The 16,545-nt window shown below is 68.7% G+C and carries 14 protein-coding genes; 6 read left to right on the top strand and 8 right to left on the bottom strand.

The window, feature by feature from the left end; genetic code table 11:
* Window positions 1–14: 14 nt before the first annotated feature.
* The gene (locus ACF9IK_RS30265; RefSeq protein ID WP_395297246.1) at window positions 15–989 is read right to left on the bottom strand and encodes a hypothetical protein; all 975 of its coding nucleotides are present in this window, start codon (window positions 987–989) and stop codon (window positions 15–17) included.
* A gap of 240 nt (window positions 990–1,229) precedes the next feature.
* Between ACF9IK_RS30265 and ACF9IK_RS30260 the strand changes: the two genes are divergently transcribed.
* Window positions 1,230–1,382, top strand: coding sequence for a hypothetical protein (locus ACF9IK_RS30260; RefSeq protein ID WP_395297245.1), 153 nt, complete (start codon window positions 1,230–1,232; stop codon window positions 1,380–1,382).
* Between the two features lie 337 nt (window positions 1,383–1,719).
* Complete coding sequence (locus tag ACF9IK_RS30255; RefSeq protein ID WP_395297244.1) at window positions 1,720–2,346, top strand: tetratricopeptide repeat protein; 627 nt, start codon at window positions 1,720–1,722, stop codon at window positions 2,344–2,346.
* Window positions 2,347–2,616: 270 nt separating this feature from the next.
* Here the strand turns inward: ACF9IK_RS30255 and ACF9IK_RS30250 are convergent, their stop codons facing one another.
* From ACF9IK_RS30250 to ACF9IK_RS30240, 3 genes are all read right to left on the bottom strand, one after another.
* Window positions 2,617–3,072: an NUDIX hydrolase gene (locus ACF9IK_RS30250; protein WP_395297243.1), complete on the bottom strand. Its 456-nt coding sequence runs from the start codon at window positions 3,070–3,072 to the stop codon at window positions 2,617–2,619.
* 190 nt (window positions 3,073–3,262) lie between these two features.
* Window positions 3,263–4,030: a class I SAM-dependent methyltransferase gene (locus ACF9IK_RS30245; protein WP_395297242.1), complete on the bottom strand. Its 768-nt coding sequence runs from the start codon at window positions 4,028–4,030 to the stop codon at window positions 3,263–3,265.
* Between the two features lie 92 nt (window positions 4,031–4,122).
* The gene (locus ACF9IK_RS30240; RefSeq protein WP_395297241.1) at window positions 4,123–5,007 is read right to left on the bottom strand and encodes a phosphotransferase; all 885 of its coding nucleotides are present in this window, start codon (window positions 5,005–5,007) and stop codon (window positions 4,123–4,125) included.
* A 387-nt stretch (window positions 5,008–5,394) separates the two neighbouring features.
* Here ACF9IK_RS30240 and argS point away from each other — a divergent pair, with 387 nt between their 5' ends.
* Window positions 5,395–7,158, top strand: coding sequence for an arginine--tRNA ligase (gene argS, locus ACF9IK_RS30235; RefSeq protein WP_395297240.1), 1,764 nt, complete (start codon window positions 5,395–5,397; stop codon window positions 7,156–7,158).
* Between the two features lie 111 nt (window positions 7,159–7,269).
* Window positions 7,270–8,028, top strand: coding sequence for a methyltransferase domain-containing protein (locus ACF9IK_RS30230; protein ID WP_395297239.1), 759 nt, complete (start codon window positions 7,270–7,272; stop codon window positions 8,026–8,028).
* A gap of 152 nt (window positions 8,029–8,180) precedes the next feature.
* Here ACF9IK_RS30230 and serS read toward each other — a convergent pair whose 3' ends face one another.
* A complete protein-coding gene (serS, locus tag ACF9IK_RS30225) occupies window positions 8,181–9,461 on the bottom strand; it encodes a serine--tRNA ligase (RefSeq protein WP_395297238.1) in 1,281 nt (426 codons plus the stop codon).
* Between the two features lie 624 nt (window positions 9,462–10,085).
* On the opposite strand from serS, the gene ACF9IK_RS30220 reads away from it, so the two are divergent.
* Window positions 10,086–11,792 carry a proline--tRNA ligase gene (locus ACF9IK_RS30220; protein ID WP_395297237.1) on the top strand — a complete coding sequence of 569 codons (1,707 nt, stop codon included), beginning with the start codon at window positions 10,086–10,088 and terminating at the stop codon, window positions 11,790–11,792.
* Window positions 11,793–11,886: 94 nt separating this feature from the next.
* Here ACF9IK_RS30220 and ACF9IK_RS30215 read toward each other — a convergent pair whose 3' ends face one another.
* From ACF9IK_RS30215 to ACF9IK_RS30205, 3 genes are all read right to left on the bottom strand, one after another.
* Window positions 11,887–13,083 (bottom strand): XRE family transcriptional regulator, encoded by a 1,197-nt coding sequence (locus ACF9IK_RS30215; RefSeq protein ID WP_395297236.1) that lies wholly within the window; start codon window positions 13,081–13,083, stop codon window positions 11,887–11,889.
* Window positions 13,084–13,495: 412 nt separating this feature from the next.
* Complete coding sequence (locus ACF9IK_RS30210; protein ID WP_395297235.1) at window positions 13,496–14,323, bottom strand: hypothetical protein; 828 nt, start codon at window positions 14,321–14,323, stop codon at window positions 13,496–13,498.
* A gap of 2 nt (window positions 14,324–14,325) precedes the next feature.
* A complete protein-coding gene (locus tag ACF9IK_RS30205) occupies window positions 14,326–15,174 on the bottom strand; it encodes a hypothetical protein (protein ID WP_395297234.1) in 849 nt (282 codons plus the stop codon).
* A gap of 380 nt (window positions 15,175–15,554) precedes the next feature.
* Here ACF9IK_RS30205 and ACF9IK_RS30200 point away from each other — a divergent pair, with 380 nt between their 5' ends.
* The gene (locus tag ACF9IK_RS30200) at window positions 15,555–16,538 is read left to right on the top strand and encodes a phosphotransferase family protein (protein WP_395297233.1); all 984 of its coding nucleotides are present in this window, start codon (window positions 15,555–15,557) and stop codon (window positions 16,536–16,538) included.
* The last annotated feature ends 7 nt before the right edge of the window (window positions 16,539–16,545 follow it).

The raw sequence follows: 16,545 nt of genomic DNA, 5'->3' as shown, positions 1-16,545 counted from the left end.
GGCGTCTCCAGGCATCACGAGCGCGCTGCGGCAAGCGACTTCGGTCTGCGCATCGCCGCCCGCGCCCGCGCCGCCCCAGCCGCCGTGTACTGCTCCCCGCTGCCGATCGCGGACACCGGGCCTGGATTCCCCGAGCACGGTCCGCACAGGCCGGGCCTGCGCAGCGGTGCCCGGCACACGTCGCACTCGTGCCTTTGGCGTGCGGGCACGCTCGGGCACTGCGTCGGCGGCAGCTTGCGCAGCAGCCGGTCACGGATCATCCCCGCCGGAGAGTGGATCGTCGCCGGAAGCCCGGGCAGCAGCGCGGCGGCCAGCTCCGCCGGGCCGCAGCCCACCGCCAGCCAGCGCGCCACCAGGGGCGCCAGCTCGATGACCTCCGCCTCGCCCAGCCGCAGGCGCGGCTCGTCGTTCAGCGCCCGATACAGGGCAAGGGCCGCCGCGCGCAGGGGTCCGTCGTCCAGGTCTGCGAGCGAGACAACGGCCCGCCCGCCCTCCGGCCTCGACCGCCTGGTGGCCGCCGCAGGGCAGCGTACGTGGTCACCACGGGTAGGGAGGGAAGGTTCTTGGATCAGGTTCTTTACAACAGGGACGCCAGCGCCACCGGAGTCTGCTGCACCGGACGCCGGATGGGGTACACCCGGCTCCACCTGCGGCTTTACCGTGTCCAGCAGCTCCTTTGCTGCCTCCACGCCGGGTAGTTGCGGGGTGTCGAAGACGTGCGCCTCCGAGCGAATCGTGCCGTCAGGCAGCCGAACCTTCTCGACCCGGTAGTACCCCGCCTCGGTCAGCTCCTGCAGGGCCTTGCGCACCGCAGCACGGCTCTGCGTGCTCGAGTCGGCCATCTGCCGCGCGTCCTCGCGCCACTGGTCCGGCCGCGACAGCAGGTCGACGAGGAGGCCGCGAGCGGTGAAGGAAAGCCCCCGGTCCTGCAGGGCGGCGTTGGGTAGCACGGTGAAGTTGCGCGCGTGGGCGCTACGATGTACCTGCATCGGGAGTTGCGTCTCCTGGTGCCGGGCCCCGGGGTGTTAGCGCACCGCCGGGGTCACCTATGTTCGATTGGGACTACGGAACGTAGCACTGACAAGCCCCAAGACCAGCCCCTCAGCCTGAGCGACCTTGATCACGTCCTCCATCGCCCAGAGCAGGGCGACCTCCGCGTTCGGGGGCCGGCAGCGGTCGGTGGTGCTGATCGCGGTCGCCGCGCTTACGAGCGCGGCGGAGCGGCTGTGGTGGAAGGCATTGCGGGGCTAATGCAGCTGGTCTTCCACTACAACCACGACGTCTACTCCTGCGACCACCTGTTCCTGCCCGCCGAGCGCTTCCCGGCCTGGCGGACCAGGTGGCGCAGGGACGTGCAGGCCGCGTTTGCGGCTATGCCATGAGCACCGTGTGGAACAGGACGCCGGCGAGGCCGCCGCTACCGGCTCCATGCATGGGATGGTGCAACGCTCGCGACGGACGCATCGTCAACGTCACCAGCCACTTGGGCACTGCTGGCAACATGGGCTCCAGCAGCGTGAGCTTCCGAGTCTCGAAAGCCGCCCTTAGCGCCCTATCGCAAGTGCTGTCGACTTCCCGCCGTCCGCTACCTCATGGACCAGCTCGAACTCCAGGCGCACCACTTCACCGTGTACGGCAGGGAAGTGCTGGCCGACCGGCGTCAGCAGACCGACCAGCTATAGCACCGACCGGAACCGGAACCGAACAAGGGAGGGGTGGATGCTCCAGCACCTCATCACACAAAGCGATGACCTGCGCATGATCCCCGCCGACCGCGAGCAGTTGGCCAGCACCGTCGAGAAGATGCGCGAGGACCTGCGGGCGCTGCCCGCAGACGCGGACCCGAATCAGACGCGGGTCCTGGCCCGATGGATCGGCATCGGCCTGGTGAGCCTGGGCGATCCCCAGGACGCACACCCGTTCCTGCGGCAGGCGCTCGACCTGGCCACAGCCAGTGACAACAGCCGGGCCGTCATCGCCACCGAACTCAACCTCGGTGACGCGCACCGCTATACCGGCGAGGTGGACATCGCGGACGCGCTCTACCGCGGCGCCCTGGACGCAGCCCGAAGCCGCCACCCGGAACTCGTCGACTTCGCCCTCCAGCATTTCGGTAAACACCTCATGGAGAAGGGAGAATTGGTTCCCGCCCGCACCCACCTACAGGAGGCCCTGCGACTTCGGATCGCCAAGGGGGACACCGGGCTGATCGAATCCACCCAGGCCGCACTCGACCGCGTCGAGCTGCTGATCGGCCGTACAAGCGCTGGTACGGCCGCGTCGGTGGCTGGTGACGAAGGAGCGAGGCTGCACGCGGATCGAACTCAACTCCAGAAAGGCGGGTGAGGGCCTGTACGCCTCGCTCGGCTTCGTCCCCGAGACGATCTGGCGGCTCAAGACCGGCGGATTCTCCTGACGGTCACCGCGGTCTCCCGCGGTCAGATGAACACCAGGATGGCCTACGGTGAGACCGACCAGACTCCCGAGGATGCCACCGATACCGGTGTGGCTGGCCACACTCCCCGGCGACGGGCCGGCCGGCTGCCTGTTCTACATGCGCGAGCCGCTTGCCTGGTAGCGACCCCTCGGCGATTTGCACTATGGCCCGCCCGGGCGTTACCAGTTGTCGATCACCGCGGTGATCGCGGCGATGTTCTCGGCAATGAAGTCGGCGAGTTCGGGCGGCATGAGGTTGATGCCGCGGACAGCATCGGAAGCGAAAGGAACCAGTTCCACCTCGTAGGCACCGCGCTCGGGCTTGGTGAACTCCGAGCCGGTCCTGGCGCTCGGACGCATCGAGACGAGACGGGCGGCGAAGATGAGCTGCACTCCCAGCCCGCCGTCGAGCGAGTCGGTGATGAGGTGCACCAGCCGTGGAGTCTTAACAACCCCGGCGAGCTCCTCGAAGACCTCGCGGTGAAGTGCTGCTTCCACGTCGGCGTCCGTCGGTTCGACTCCGCCACCAACGGTTACCCAGTATGGATCCTGACCCGGTCTGGTGCGCTTGATGAGGACCAACTGATCGTCGCTGAGAAGGATTCCTCGGGCACTTCGTTTGATGATGCGTTGCATGTTGGTAGCCACCTATCCGTTGGAGCCAACAGGGAACTTCTAGGACCATTGACCAAGCGGGATCGAACTCGTGCATGCGCCCGCCCGGACCTTCGATAGGGAAGCTTCCGAGGTCCGGCCAGCACCGTTCCAGGCCATCCACCGGGGAGCCTCTCTCGAGGAAGCACGGGGCCACAGACTGCGCAGCCGTTCAGAAGGCTCCGGGGCCATCCGCAGCGTCGGCGGCCACCTGGGAGCTTCGGGTGTTGGCCACCCACATGCCCTTGTACTGGATCTCAGCGTGCCGGTGGTCTGCCCTGGCGGTGCCGGCCGGAATGTGGCCGCAGGATCGCAGCAGGTCCTGCATGGTGCTCCGGTCTCGCTCCTCGTTGTAGACACCGATGATCAGTCGGCCGCCCGGGGTGACGACGTGGTGCAGTAGATGGGCCACGTATGTGCCGTGCAGGTCCGCCGGTACGTAGTCCAGGCCCGTGCGGACGGCGTCGAAGCGGTGCGGGGGCTTCCAGCCCATCGCGTTGGCGGTCCAGATGCGGTCGGCCCACTGTGGGCAGCGGGTTCGGGCGAGGTCGGCGAGAGCGGTGGAGATCTCCACTCCGTAGGGTTCGATGGCGATTCTTGCTTCGGCGGCCCAGGCGGTCAGGCTCTCCATCAGGTGTCCGTTGGCGCATCCGATGTCGAGGAACGTGCCTCCGTCGGGCGGGAGGAGGTCGACGAGCAGGCTGCGGGCCTCTCGCCAGCGTGTCTCGTCGCCGCTGTGGCCGGACTGGGCCCTCGGGTTGTCGCCGTTGAGGTAGGCCGGTTCGATGACGTTCAGGACGGCGGCGTGCCATTCGGCAGCCGTGATCTCCCCTGCCTGGTAGGCGTCGTCGATGGGGGCCAGGTCGCGCCATCCCCGTTCCTTCGCGCTCGCGATGTCCTCCGCGCCGGGGGTTCCGGGAGGCCGTGGGGTGAGGTGCATGTGCGCTCCGTCTCTGGTCGTTCTTTGACGTCAGGGGTCGCGGTCGCGTGGCCGCGGGCTGGAGACCGCAGCTGACGCGGCGTCGATTGGGGTCAGACCCAGCCGGTTCGGTGCGCGATCCACCGCCGGGCGACCGCCGCCATCTCGGCCTGGTAGTCGCGCAGGTACGGAGCCCCGGGCGGAGCGGGAAGTCGGGAGCTGCGCTCCCAGTAGCCGCCCAGCGCGGCGGCGAACGAGGTGATGGCGGCCGGCGAGGCGTTCCTCCAGGAGGTCACCTCGGTCATCAGTGCCTCGGCCTCGGACGGGGTGTGGCCGGCCCGGATGAGCTGCGGGAGAAGGAAGGCTGGGTCGATCCAGGCCGCGCCCTGGTTCAGGTAGGCCCAGTCGATGGCCAGCGCGTTCCCGTTGTGCATGAGCATGTTGTCCGCGCGAAGGTCCGCGTGCAGCAGGCAGCTGCCGGCGGAGTTGGCGGGCCAGTCGTGTTCGATGGCCGCGAGCTGTTCCAGGTGGCGTGCGGACCAGGGGTCGAGGTGGGTCGGCTCGTTCGCGAGGCGACGCCATCCGTGGAGGCCGCCGTGCACCAGTCCGGCCAGGGGAGGCGCGTCCGGGATCGGCGACGGGTCGACCGTGTTAGGGAGTTGGTCGAGCAGGCGGATGACCTCGGGCAGGTCAGTCGAGCCGGGTCCGAGGTCGGGGTGCCCGCCGGGGATGTCGTCGAAGGCCATGAGGAGCCACCCGGCGGCCATCCAGGAGTCGAGCATCCTCGGGACGGGCGCCTGGGTGGGGAGGCTGCGGTTGATGGCTTCCTCGTTGGCGTACATCGGGTAGGCGGGGTGGTCGGTGACGATGCCCTTGAGGAAGACGGCCCGGCCGTCGGCGAGGGTGGCGCGGACCGCGAGGCCGGGGCTGAATCCGCCCGCCTGCGGGAGCGCCCGGACGACCGGTGAGCCCAGTGCAGCGGCCGCCGACTCCCGCACGGCAAGGGGAAGCTCCTCCCACGACGGGCGTGTGGAGGTTCGCGGGGAGGGATCGTTGGCGATCACGGCACCTTCCAGAGGTTGCTCGGTCGATCGAGCCTAGGGCGGCGGGTGAGATCAACTCCACTGAGTTCACTCAGAGGTGTCCCCGCCGGGCGAGCCGGCGGCCGCGGGCTTCCGGCGGATTCATCAGGTGTCCGGCATGATCGCCTGCGGCGCCATCCGCCCCTGGCGCTGGCTCTGCCCACACTGGCTCTGCGCACCGCCGCGGCCGGTTCGTGGCGGTCCAGGCACGCAAAAAGCCGTGGACCGAATCACGGTCGGTGCCTCTACGATTCCGGAAAGTTGGCGACGGACGCCCGTGCGCGCCGGAGAGGGAAAGCACCCGTGACCGAGGTACTTGCAGCGTTCAGCCCTGTCGAGCACGCCGTGTCGGCCGCCATGGCCCGGGTTCTGCCGCGTGAGCTGTCGAAGCGAGACCCTCTCGTCCGCTCCTCCGAGCACGCGGACTTCCAGTCGAACGTCGCTCTGTCGCTGGCCGGGGACGCCGGGATGCCGCCCCGGGAGCTGGCGCAGGCACTCCAGCGGGAGCTGGGCGGCAGTGCGGTGTCGTCGACCGTGTCCGGGCCTGGGTTCCTGAACCTGACGGTGGCCGACGCGCAGCTGTGGGGCCAGGTCGAGGCCCGGCTCGCGGACCATCGGCTCGGCCTCGGCCTGCCGCTGGCCGGCACGCGGACCGTCGTCGACTACTCGGCGCCGAACATCGCCAAGGAGATGCACGTCGGTCACCTGCGCACGACCGTGATCGGTGACTGCCTGGTCCGGGTGTTGACGTTCGTGGGTGGCGACGTTGTCCGGCAGAACCACCTGGGTGACTGGGGCACGCAGTTCGGCATGCTGATCCAGTACATCGACGAGCACCCCGAGGTGCAGTGGCGGGGCGGCACGGCGGAGCCCGGCGCGGGCGAGCAGGTCTCGGTGCTCGACAGCCTCTATCGGGCGGCGCGGCAGACGTTCGACGCCGACCCCGCGTTCGTCGAGCGGGCGCGGCTGCGGGTGGTGGCGCTCCAGTCCGGTGACGAGGTGACGCTGGGCGTGTGGCGCGAGTTGGTCGAGGTGTCAACGAGGGCCTTCCAGCAGCTGTACGACCGGCTCGGGGTGCTGCTCACTGAGCAGGACTGCGCTGGGGAGTCGACGTACAACCCGTTCCTCGACGAGGTCGTCGCGGAACTGGTCGAGGCCGGCATCGCGGTGGACAGCGATGGCGCGCTGTGCGTGTTCTTCGACGACCTCACGGGCCCGGAGGGCGAGCCGGTGCCGCTGATCGTCCGGAAGAAGGACGGTGGCTACGGGTACGCGGCCACCGACCTGGCCACCCTCCGGTACCGCATCCGGAAGCTCGAAGCGGACCGGATCCTGTACGTCGTCGACGCGCGGCAGGCGCTGCACTTCCAGATGGTCTTCGACACCGCTCGGCGGGCTGGGTGGCTCACCGACGACGTCGAGGCCGTCCACGTGCCGTTCGGGACCGTGATGGGCCCCGGCGGCACGCCGTTCAAGACCCGCTCCGGCGGCACCGTGCGGCTCTCCGAGCTGCTGGACGCCGCCGTCGAGGGCGCCCGCGAGGCGATGGCCGGCAAGCCGCACGACCTGACCGGCGAGGTGCTGGAGCAGGTGATCCAGGCGGCCGGGATCGGCGCGGTCAAGTACGCCGACCTGTCCACCTCGCGGGCGAAGAACTATGTCTTCGACACCGCCCAGATGGTCTCGCTCCAGGGCAACACCGGCGTCTACATGCAGTACGCCCACGCCCGGGTCCGCACCATCCTCGGCAAGGCCCCCAAGGAGGCCCTGGAACAGCCGATCGACACCACGCTGCCGCTGCACCCGGCGGAGCGGGCGTTGATCCTGCTGCTGGACGGCTTCGACGCGATCGTCCGCGAGGTCGCCCGGGAGCTGGAACCGCACCGGCTGTGCGGGTACCTGTTCGCGCTGGCGAAGGCCCTCACCGACTTCTACGGGGCCTGCCCGGTCCTGAAAGCGGAGACGCCGGCCCGCCGGGCGAACCGGTTGGCCCTGTGCCGGCTGACCGCGGAGACGCTGGCCCTCGGCCTGGACCTGCTCGGTATCCAGGCGCCGGACCGGATGTAGTGGCAACAACCGCCGCGCCAGCACAATGCCACCCAGACCCGCTGCCACCGATGGATGCTGACCAACTGCACGGCCGCATCCGTGTATTGCGATCCGGACAGGAGGTGCCCGATGTCCGAGTCCGATGAACCCGTTCACGCTGTCCTCGCAGAGCTGTCGCAGCTGCCCTCGGACGGGACGCTGGTCGATCTCGGCTGCGGCACCGGGCCGACGCTCGCCGCGACGTCCCGACGCCACCCGCGGGCACGACTCGTCGGTCTGGACCGCTCAGCGGCAGCACTCTCGACCGCGCGAACACAACTAACCGGCCACGGCGGAGGCTTACAGCTCGTCCAGGCAGACCTTCGGCGACCCCTCCCCCTGGCAGATGCCTGCGTTGACGCGGTCGTGTCCTACAACGTACTCGAGTGCCTCGGCGACCCTGCGGCGCTCGTTCGCGAGGCCATTCGGCTGCTCAAGCCCGAGGGCACCCTGGTGCTCGCGCACGTCGACTTCGACTCGATCATGGTCTCCGGTCCGCCGGCCGACCTGGACCGGCGGGTGTGCCACGCCTTCACCGACGACCGCCAACCGTGGATGGACCACGCGAACGGCCGCATCGGTCGCACACTGCCTGGCCTGATCGCGGGCGCCGGGCTGACCCTGCACCGCACCGAGACACTCACGGCCGCCTCGACGGTGCTGACGGGTCATGCCGAGCGTCGAGTGGCCGACATGCGCAGAGCACTACTGAGCTCGGCCGCACGCGGCACGACGACGGTCACCGCAATCGAGGTCACTGACTGGCACGCGGCCGTGCAAGCTGCAGCGCGCGATCGACGGTTCTTCTTCTCCGAGACGGTGGTGATCGCCGTGGGCCGGCGGACCTGAACTCTTCCGACCCACCGGCCCCGACGTTTCGTCCGCTGGTCGGGCACACCGGCGTCGCGCCCCTTCGACCGGGCAGCCGGCGGCCGCCTGTCCAGAAGAGGGCCGCCCGGCGGGCGCGGCGCCGGGCGGCGCGATGCACTTCCCGCGATTCGTCAGCTCGGAGGCACCAGGACGTCGGTCCTGACCCACGTACGGAGTACTTCGGGGACCGTCACGCTTCCATCCTCCTGCTGGTGCTGCTCAAGGATCGCCGGTAGCAGCCGACTGGTGGCCAGGCCCGAGGCGTTCAGGGTGTGGACGAAGGCCGGCCTTCCCTGGGCCGGACGGTAGCGGATGTTGCCGCGTCGGGCCTGGTAGTCGCGCGCGTTCGACACCGAGCTGACCTCGACGTAGGCGCCGATGCCGGGCAGGAACACCTCGACGTCGTACGTCTTGCACATCGCGGCGCTGGTGTCCTCGGCCGCCAGCCGGGTGATCCGGTAGTGAAGGCCCAGGTCGGCAACCAGCTGTTCGGCCTTGCCCAGCAGTTCCGCGTGCGCGGCCTCGGACTGCTCGGGGCGGGTGAACTGGAACATCTCGACCTTGTCGAACTGGTGGCCTCGCAGCGTTCCACGCTCGGTGGAGCGGTAGCCGCCGATCTCCTTGCGGTAGCACGGCGAGTAGGCGAAGTACTTCTTCGGCAACTCCTCTTCGCGAAGGGTCTCGTCCCGATGGAGGTTCACCAGCGCGGTCTCCGAGGTCGGCAGGAGGAACCGCCGCGGTCCCCGGGTTCCCTGCTCGAGTGCGAAGACGTCGTCGGCGAACTTGGGGAACTGGCCTGCCGTGTACCCGGCCTCGTAGGTCAGCAGGTGCGGGGGCAGGACGAACTCGTAGCCGTCCCGGAGGTGGGCGTCGACGAAGTGGTTGAGCAGGGCCCACTCCAGCAGCGCACCGTTGCCCCGGTACAGCCAGTGTCCGCTGCCCCCGAGCTTCACCCCGCGCTCGTAGTCGATCAACCCAAGGTGCTGGGCGAGGTCGATATGGTCCCGAGGCTGAAAGCCGAACTTGGGTGGTTCACCGACCGACCGGATGACCTCGTTGTTCTCCTTGCCTCCCGGCGCAATGTCATCGTCGGGCAGGTTCGGCAGACCGTCCAGGAAGTCCCGGCAAGCGGCTTCGAGTTCCGCGCGCCGGGCCTCCAGGCCGCTCAGGCGCTCACCGACGGTCTTCGACTCCGCGCGCAGCGCGGCGGCTTGCGCGCTTGCCGGCTCCAGCTGCGCCACCTCGCGGGAGAGGCGCTTCCGTTCGGCCCTCAGTTCCTGCGTCTGCGTTCGTACTCGGCGCAGATCTGTGTCCATGGCGAGAAAGTGCGCGAGGTCGGCGTCCACGGCGCGCTTTCGCAGCGCGCGATCGACGCGCTCGGGGTCTTGGCGGATCAGGGCGACGTCCAGCATGACGGCGCGGGCTCCGTTCGATCGGTCGAGGAACCTCGACATGATCCCTTGGGAGCGTGGGCGAGACGGGTACTCGCGGTGCCACCACGCCTTCGCCGTCATCTGGTGACGGCCTCGGGTGCTCGGTCACGGGAGCAAACCGGCGGGGCATTGGGCCATATGGGCCGTTCCTCCCCGCACTCGGGAGGGGATTCACCTCGGACGCGAGACTGCCTTTCCAGCTACCGGCAGCTCTCTCGGCTCGCGTGATCGCGGCTACTCGTCTCCGTCAGCGCGTTGCGTCGAGGATAGGACGAGCCCCCCATGCGAGCAACGGAGAAACGCGGACCGCGGCGTACCCTCAGCAGCCTGACGGGCTGCCAACGGTCGGTTCCTCTCCAGCGGTAAGGGAGTCGCAGTAGCGGTCAACAGCGGCAATGGAGCGTTCGCGCCTGACCAAGCCGTCCGTGTTCCGTCATCGGTCTCGCTTGTGCCAGAGCGCGCGAGTCCGACCCGGCCTCAAACTCCACAAAATGGAGCGAGCCAGACACGACTCCGCTATTAGAGTGCGTTCCCCGTCGTGATGTCGGCGTGAGCGCCGCCGCGACACTCCGCAGCTACACCGAGAGGACGGTCTCCGATCCCATGCGTTGGTCCCAGCTGTACGTGCCCACCCTCCGGGAGGACCCGGCGGACGCGGACGCGGTGAGCCACCGTCTGCTGGTGAGAGGAGGGTTCGTCCGGCAGCTCATGGCTGGCCACTACTCCCTGCTGCCGCTGGCCGTGCGCGTCCGCGCCAAGATCATGGACATCATCCGCGAGGAGATGGCCGCGATCGGCGCCCAGGAGTTCGTCCTGCCCGCCCTGCACCCGGCGGAGATCTGGCAGCGCAGTGGCCGCTGGGAGGTGATGGGCGAGGAGATGTTCCGGCTCAAGGACCGCAAGGGTGCGGACCTGGCGCTCGGCATGACGCACGAGGAGATCTTCACCGTCCTGTCGCAGGAGCTGCGGTCGTACCGGGACCTGCCGCAGATGTGGTACCAGTTCCAGACCAAGTTCCGCGACGAGGCCCGCCCGAAGAGCGGCCTGTTGCGGGTGCGCGAGTTCACGATGAAGGACTCGTACAGCTTCGACATCGAGGCCGGCGGACTCGATCGCTCCTTCGACCTGCACAAGGCCGCCTACGAGCGGATCTTCGCCCGCCTCGGGCTGCCCGCGATCCCGGTGCAGGCGTCCAGCGGCAGCATGGGCGGCAGCGCGTCGGTGGAGTTCATGAGCCCGTCGAACGCCGGCGAGGACCTGGTGGTCCGCTGCCCGGGCTGCGACTACGCGGCGAACACCGAGAAGGCGACCTCCGCCCTGCCCGCCGTGGTGGACGGCCCCGGCCTGGACGCCCCGGAGCGGTTCGACACCCCGAACGCGCGCACCATCGAGGAGCTGTCCCGCCAGCACGACGTGCCGGCCGAGCGGCAGATCAAGACGCTGGTGTACGTGGTCGACGACCAGCTGACGCTCGTCCTGGTCCGCGGCGACCACGCCTTGGTCGAGCAGAAGCTCATCGACACGCTCGCCGCCACGGCGGTACGGCCCGCGACCGCCGAGGAGATCCAGGCGGCACTCGGCGCCTCCCCCGGCAGCCTCGGCGCGGTCGGCGTCGCAGGACTGCCCATCCTCACGGACGAGGCCCTGCGCGGCCGTGCCGACATGAGCACCGGCGCCAACACCGACGGCGTCCACCTGCGCGGTGTGTCCGTCGAGCGGGACATCGCCGTACAGCAGTGGGCGGACCTGCGCGAGGTGACCGCCGGCGAGCCCTGCCCGCAGTGCAGTACGCCGCTGGAGGTGGTGGTCACCATCGAGGTGGGCCACATCTTCAAGCTCGGCCGCAAGTACACCGAGACCCTCGGCGTGACCGTCCTCGGACGGGACGGCGAGCGCATCGTCCCGATCATGGGCAGCTACGGCATCGGCGTGGAGCGGGCACTCGCCTCCATCGTGGAAACGCATCACGATGACAAGGGCATCATCTGGCCGGTCGCGGTCGCCCCCTTCGAGGTGGCCGTCGTCGTCCTCGGCACCAGCGACGAGAAGGTGGTCGAGGCCGCAGAGGGCCTGTACCGGCAGCTGAAGGGCGAGCGGGTCGACGTGCTGCTGGACGACCGCGACGAGCGGCCCGGCGTGAAGTTCCGCGACGTCGAGCTGATCGGCATCCCCTACCGGATCACGGTCGGCTCCCGCGGCCTGGCCGACGGCACGGTCGAGGTCACCACCCGGGCCACCGGCGAGACCCAGTCCGTGCCGGTGGCCGAGGCGGTGGAACACGTCCACAAGCTGCTGACCGCCGTGGTGTGAGGCGTCAGCTCGTCAGGCGGTCGCACAGCGGACCGGTCCCCTGTGTCCGAGCGGACCCCGACGCTGCCAGCGCCACACCTACCAGCTGGGCGTCTCACTCCTTGCTCGTGGCCAGTAGAACATCTCGGTGCTGCCAGGCCAGCCGCAGTAGTGCTGCTCCGGCCGGCTGCATCGGTTCAGCGCCGGTCAACCGGTCGATCTGCTCCTCTGAGAACGGGATACCGAGCGACCGACCGGTGCCGTCTTCCAGGCCGACCCGGTGGCCTTCCTCGTTGCCGGAGACGATGCGCTGGAAGGTCTCGTCGAACAGGTCGGCGTCGAAGACGGCCACGGTGAGCATGTCGGTGACGTACGTCAGTGGGTCCATGCCGAGGCCGAGCCAGTACAGCCGCAGGCTGCCCTGATCGCGGGCGGCGGTCAGTCTCTTGTTCAGCGGCCAGGCGTCGTAGTCGATCGGCTTCTGGCCGCTGCCGTAGTCTTCGCTGTCGCCGAGCAGTTCCTCGCTGAGTTCCCGCAGGATCGCTCGCCAGAGGTCGAAGTCGTTGGTCTCGTTCCACGGTGCGTCGTGGGAGGCCTGGAACATCCCGACCGGCATCACCTGGTAGAGGCCGCCGCCGCTGGCCACCTTTGCTGGGTCGCGCCAGTGCAGGATGAACTCAGCCTCGCCGGTCGAGCGGTCGTGCCGAATCACCAGGGTGCTGGTTGCCGCCATGACCGGGCGCCGGCCCAGGTCCGTCGGGTCAGCGATGACTTCACGGAAGGGTGTGGTGCTGGTGTCGATGGGCTGGTCGGGCGTCGCCAGTGCAGCCGCAGCGTACTCGTGGGCGGCCGCTTCGCAGATGTTGATCACGTCGAAGTACTGGCCTTGGCCGAAGGTCAACGTCGGCCTGTCAGCGTCGTCAGAGACGACCAGCAGTCGGTAGCAGGTGCGATTCTCGAACAGCCGCGGCTTTGCCAGGTCTCGCACGGCGTCGGCGTACAGGGCGTACGGCACACCGTCGTCGTGGCGCGGGCGCACGTGGTCCAGCTCGTCTTGGCTGCCGTCGACCAGGGCCGGCGCGGCTTCCGGCTGCCAGCGGAGCTGTACCTGCTCCAGCGGCACCGGTTCCTTGGGGATCCAGTGCTCGCGGGCAAGAAGCGGCGTCTCTGGCACCAGGTGATCCGGCGTGGCCTCGGCGAGCAGACGCTGAGTCAGCGCGAAGCGGTTCTCGTTGAGGAACTGGCGCACCCGGCGCCACTGCTCCTGGCTCTCGGCCGGGCTGGTGCGGTCTTCCGCAGGCACACTGGACACAGGGCTCCTTCAAACGCTCGGGGGGCGCCAACTGCCCCGGGCTGGTGCCAAGCAGCAGGTCGCGGTACCTCCAGGCCAGAGCCAAGCATGCCGCGCCCGGCGGCGCCATAGGTTCGGTTCTGATGAATTGCGAGACATTCTGTTCGGTGAACGGGATGCCTCGGCTTGTGTCCTGGTCGTTCCACCAGGTGACCGTGACGCCCTCGGCGTTCGTCCGGACGACCTCGCCGAACAACTCGTCGAAGACCTCGTCGTCGATCACCAGGACGCTGGGGATCGTGGCGGCCAGTGTAAGAGCGTCGCAGCCAACACCGAAGCAGTACGTCCGGATGCGGCCGACAGCGCGGGCCCGCTGAAGACTGCGATACAGCGGCCAGCGGTCGTAGTCGATGGGGCGGCTTCCTCGCCGTCCTCACCCCGGTCGAAGCGCGGGGATAAGCTGCTCAGCCTCCCGCCGAGCCGGCCCCACTCGGGGATCGCTCGGGTGTGCGTGCGGTCCGGCGATCTTCGCAAGCACGAACAGTCGCATGACCATCCCGTCCCGGCTCTCTAGCTCTGCCCGGCGCTCCCGCCGTACCCGGTCAGCGAGCAGCGGCACGGCTAGAGAGGCGGCGTACAGCGAGGCGGAGTCCAGTCCGCACGGCGCCATCCCCCAGTCCTCCCAGTCGAACATGCAGAACTCCGGGCCTGTAACGTTCGCCCAGTTGAGATCTGCGTGTGCCGGGCCCCAGCGGTCCACCCTGGTGTTCGCAGCCTCGGGGTAGGCGGCCCGGATGGTGCTGTCGACCAGCTCCTGAGTGATCTGTTCGGTGTCCGGAGTCGCTACCCGGGTCGTGCGCTGATCGGCCAGCGCTGCCAATGAGGCGTTCAGCGAACGCCACCACGTATCCGGCAGCCTTGGGTCGGCGACCACGATCGCCGACCCAACCGGGCAGCCCGGCAGCAGCGAGGTTTCGTCCGCCTGCCAGATCGCCGCGTCGTCCGGGTCCTGCCACGCTGCCGCCCTGAACCAGCGTGGCATCGCGACTCCGGCCAGCGCCGCTGCGGCTTCGAGACCGCTCGAGCCCTGTTCCAGGGCGCGCGCCCTGGGGCGCCGTTCCACCCGGATCCAACTGGAGCGGTCCGTACGGGCTCCGATCGTCCGGCGCTTGCGCACCAGGGTCGCCCGGTCCAAACGTGTGCCGAGGCTCTGCTCCGCCTGCTGCAGGACATTCTCAATGGGTTGCTGTCGCAGGTCCATGGCTACCTGACGGGTCCGCCTCCGACGCCTGGCTGTAAGGGAGTCACGGTCAGCATACGAGCCTGCTCGGCGAGGAGAGGCGCTAGCTCTGGGTAGTGCCCGCGGTCTACGGCCTGGAGCATCTCCGCGAGAGCGATCAGCTGACCGGCACGTCCGGCCGGGGTATCGAGGATGTCGGAGAACTCGACGCGAATACGGTTCGCGACCGCAGGGACGAGGAGGCTGCTGGCCCACAGGACGGCAGGGTCGTAGCCGACCGGCACAAGGCCCCAGCGCTCCCAGTCAACGATCACGAGTGGCCCAGAAGTCAGGTTGGCCCAGTGGAAATCACCGTGACCGGCGGTCCGATCGACCTCTGCCGGGGCCGGAATGCCGAGGTACTTCGGAAACACCTCGTCGATCCACGTCTGCCGCAGGGTGATCTTCGTACTGGGTGCGGCCGCGATGTCGACCAGAGCGCCCTTGAGATCGTTCCACCAGCCATCGTCCAGTCGGGGGTCGTCGCGGAGGTCTGGCGTCGAGGAGATCGCCGGACCCACGAAGTCGAAGACGTCAGCCTGGTAGAACCAGTCGGCCTCGGTCCAGTCCATGGTGTTGTGGAGCCGGGGCCGGGGAACGGCCTTGGGGACGAGCTGTTCCGCGCCGAGGGCGCCCTGGCCGGTCGGACGGGGCACCCTCCTTCGGCTGCTTCTGGAGACTCGGAGCCAGACGTCGTCGGCCCGGCAGCCGATGGTGGCACCGGAGGTGCCGAAGAGGGGGCGGCCGGCGCACACAAGGCCGAGAAACGCTGCGGCCTTGGCGTGCGCTGCCATCAGGTCGTGCCGGGTGTCGTCATCCGGCTGAAAGGACATCGAGCACCGTCCTGTGTTGGCTTGTCGGGGATCGGGCGGGCGAGAACTTCCCTGGCATCGTCCCAGGGCTGACGGGCGCTGGTCGAGGTGAGGACAACGTCCAGCCCGGGCAGCCCTCTCGGTGATCTGGAACGCGGCGTGCGGGGGCGATCCCGCCTGGATGAGGATCACCAGTTCGAGTGCCATCAGGCCGGGCGGCCCCCACCCAGGTGCTCCAGGCTCGCTCCTGGCACAACGCGGGACTACTGTGGAGAACCGCGAGCATTCGTCGCGAGCACCGGTATCGTCGACTGGCCGAATGAGTAACACAGTTGACCATCACTCATACGGTCCTACCCTGCCGTGACTCACTGCGCCCGCCCGAAGCTCAAGGGAACCCCATGGAATTTCTGCCGATCGAGCGCGCTGCTGAAGCGTTCCAGCAGCCGGTGACCGCCGACGAGATTCAGGCGGTCTGCCAACGGGTGTTCGGCGCCGACGTACAGTCCGCCAGAGAGCTGGGCTCGGGCATGTACAACAACACCTACCGCGTGGCCGTGATCGGACACGAACGCCCGGTGATTCTCCGGATCGCTCCGGAGCCGGGTAGGCAGTTCCGCTCCGAGCGGCAGTTGATGCGCAACGAGTACGCCAGCGCGCCATGGTTGACGGCGATTGCACCTCTGATGCCCCGCGTCCTTGCCGCGGATTGGTCGCACGAGGTGATCGGCCGGGACTACATGGTCCAGACCCATCTTGACGGCCTACCCGCCCCCGAGGGTCTCGGCAGGTACTCCCGCACGAGCTGGCCGAGCTTCTTCCGACAGATGGGAGCGATCGCGCGGAAGATCCACGGGGTGCGCGGTCCGCACTTCGGCCCAGTCGCCGGCCCGGCCTACTCCACATGGAGCGCGGCGGTAGCGGCTTCCTTGGAGGACATCGCTGCCGATCTCGAGGCCGTGGGCCTGGACTCCGCTGATCTACGCAAGGTAGCGGGAGTAGCAAGCCAGCACCGTGCAGTTCTCGACGAGATCACCGAGCCGCGCTTTCTCTCCGGTGATCTGTGGACGGTCAATGTGATGCTCGCCGAGAGCACACCCGAACCGGTGATCTCCGGAGTCCTCGACCTGGACCGCACATGGTGGGGTGATCCAGCTGCGGACTGGACGATCCGCATGGCGCTGGCGAAGGTAGACGAGCGGGAGTCATTCTGGGAAAGCTACGGCCCCCAGGACCGTTCCCCGGCCGCGGTGCTGCGCTCGCGAATCTACGAGGCTCGCCACATCGGTGCCATCCGCCTGGAGCGGCATCGGTTGGGAAACGTTGACACGGTGCCGCAGACGTACGAGTTGATGCGGAACGTGCTCGACCAGCTTCAGGCGTGACTCGCAA

Source organism: Kitasatospora hibisci (genome assembly GCF_043950205.1).
GTDB lineage: Bacteria > Actinomycetota > Actinomycetes > Streptomycetales > Streptomycetaceae > Kitasatospora > Kitasatospora hibisci.
Note: the sequence above shows the minus strand (reverse complement) of the source record. Positions and strands in the feature narration are given on the sequence as shown.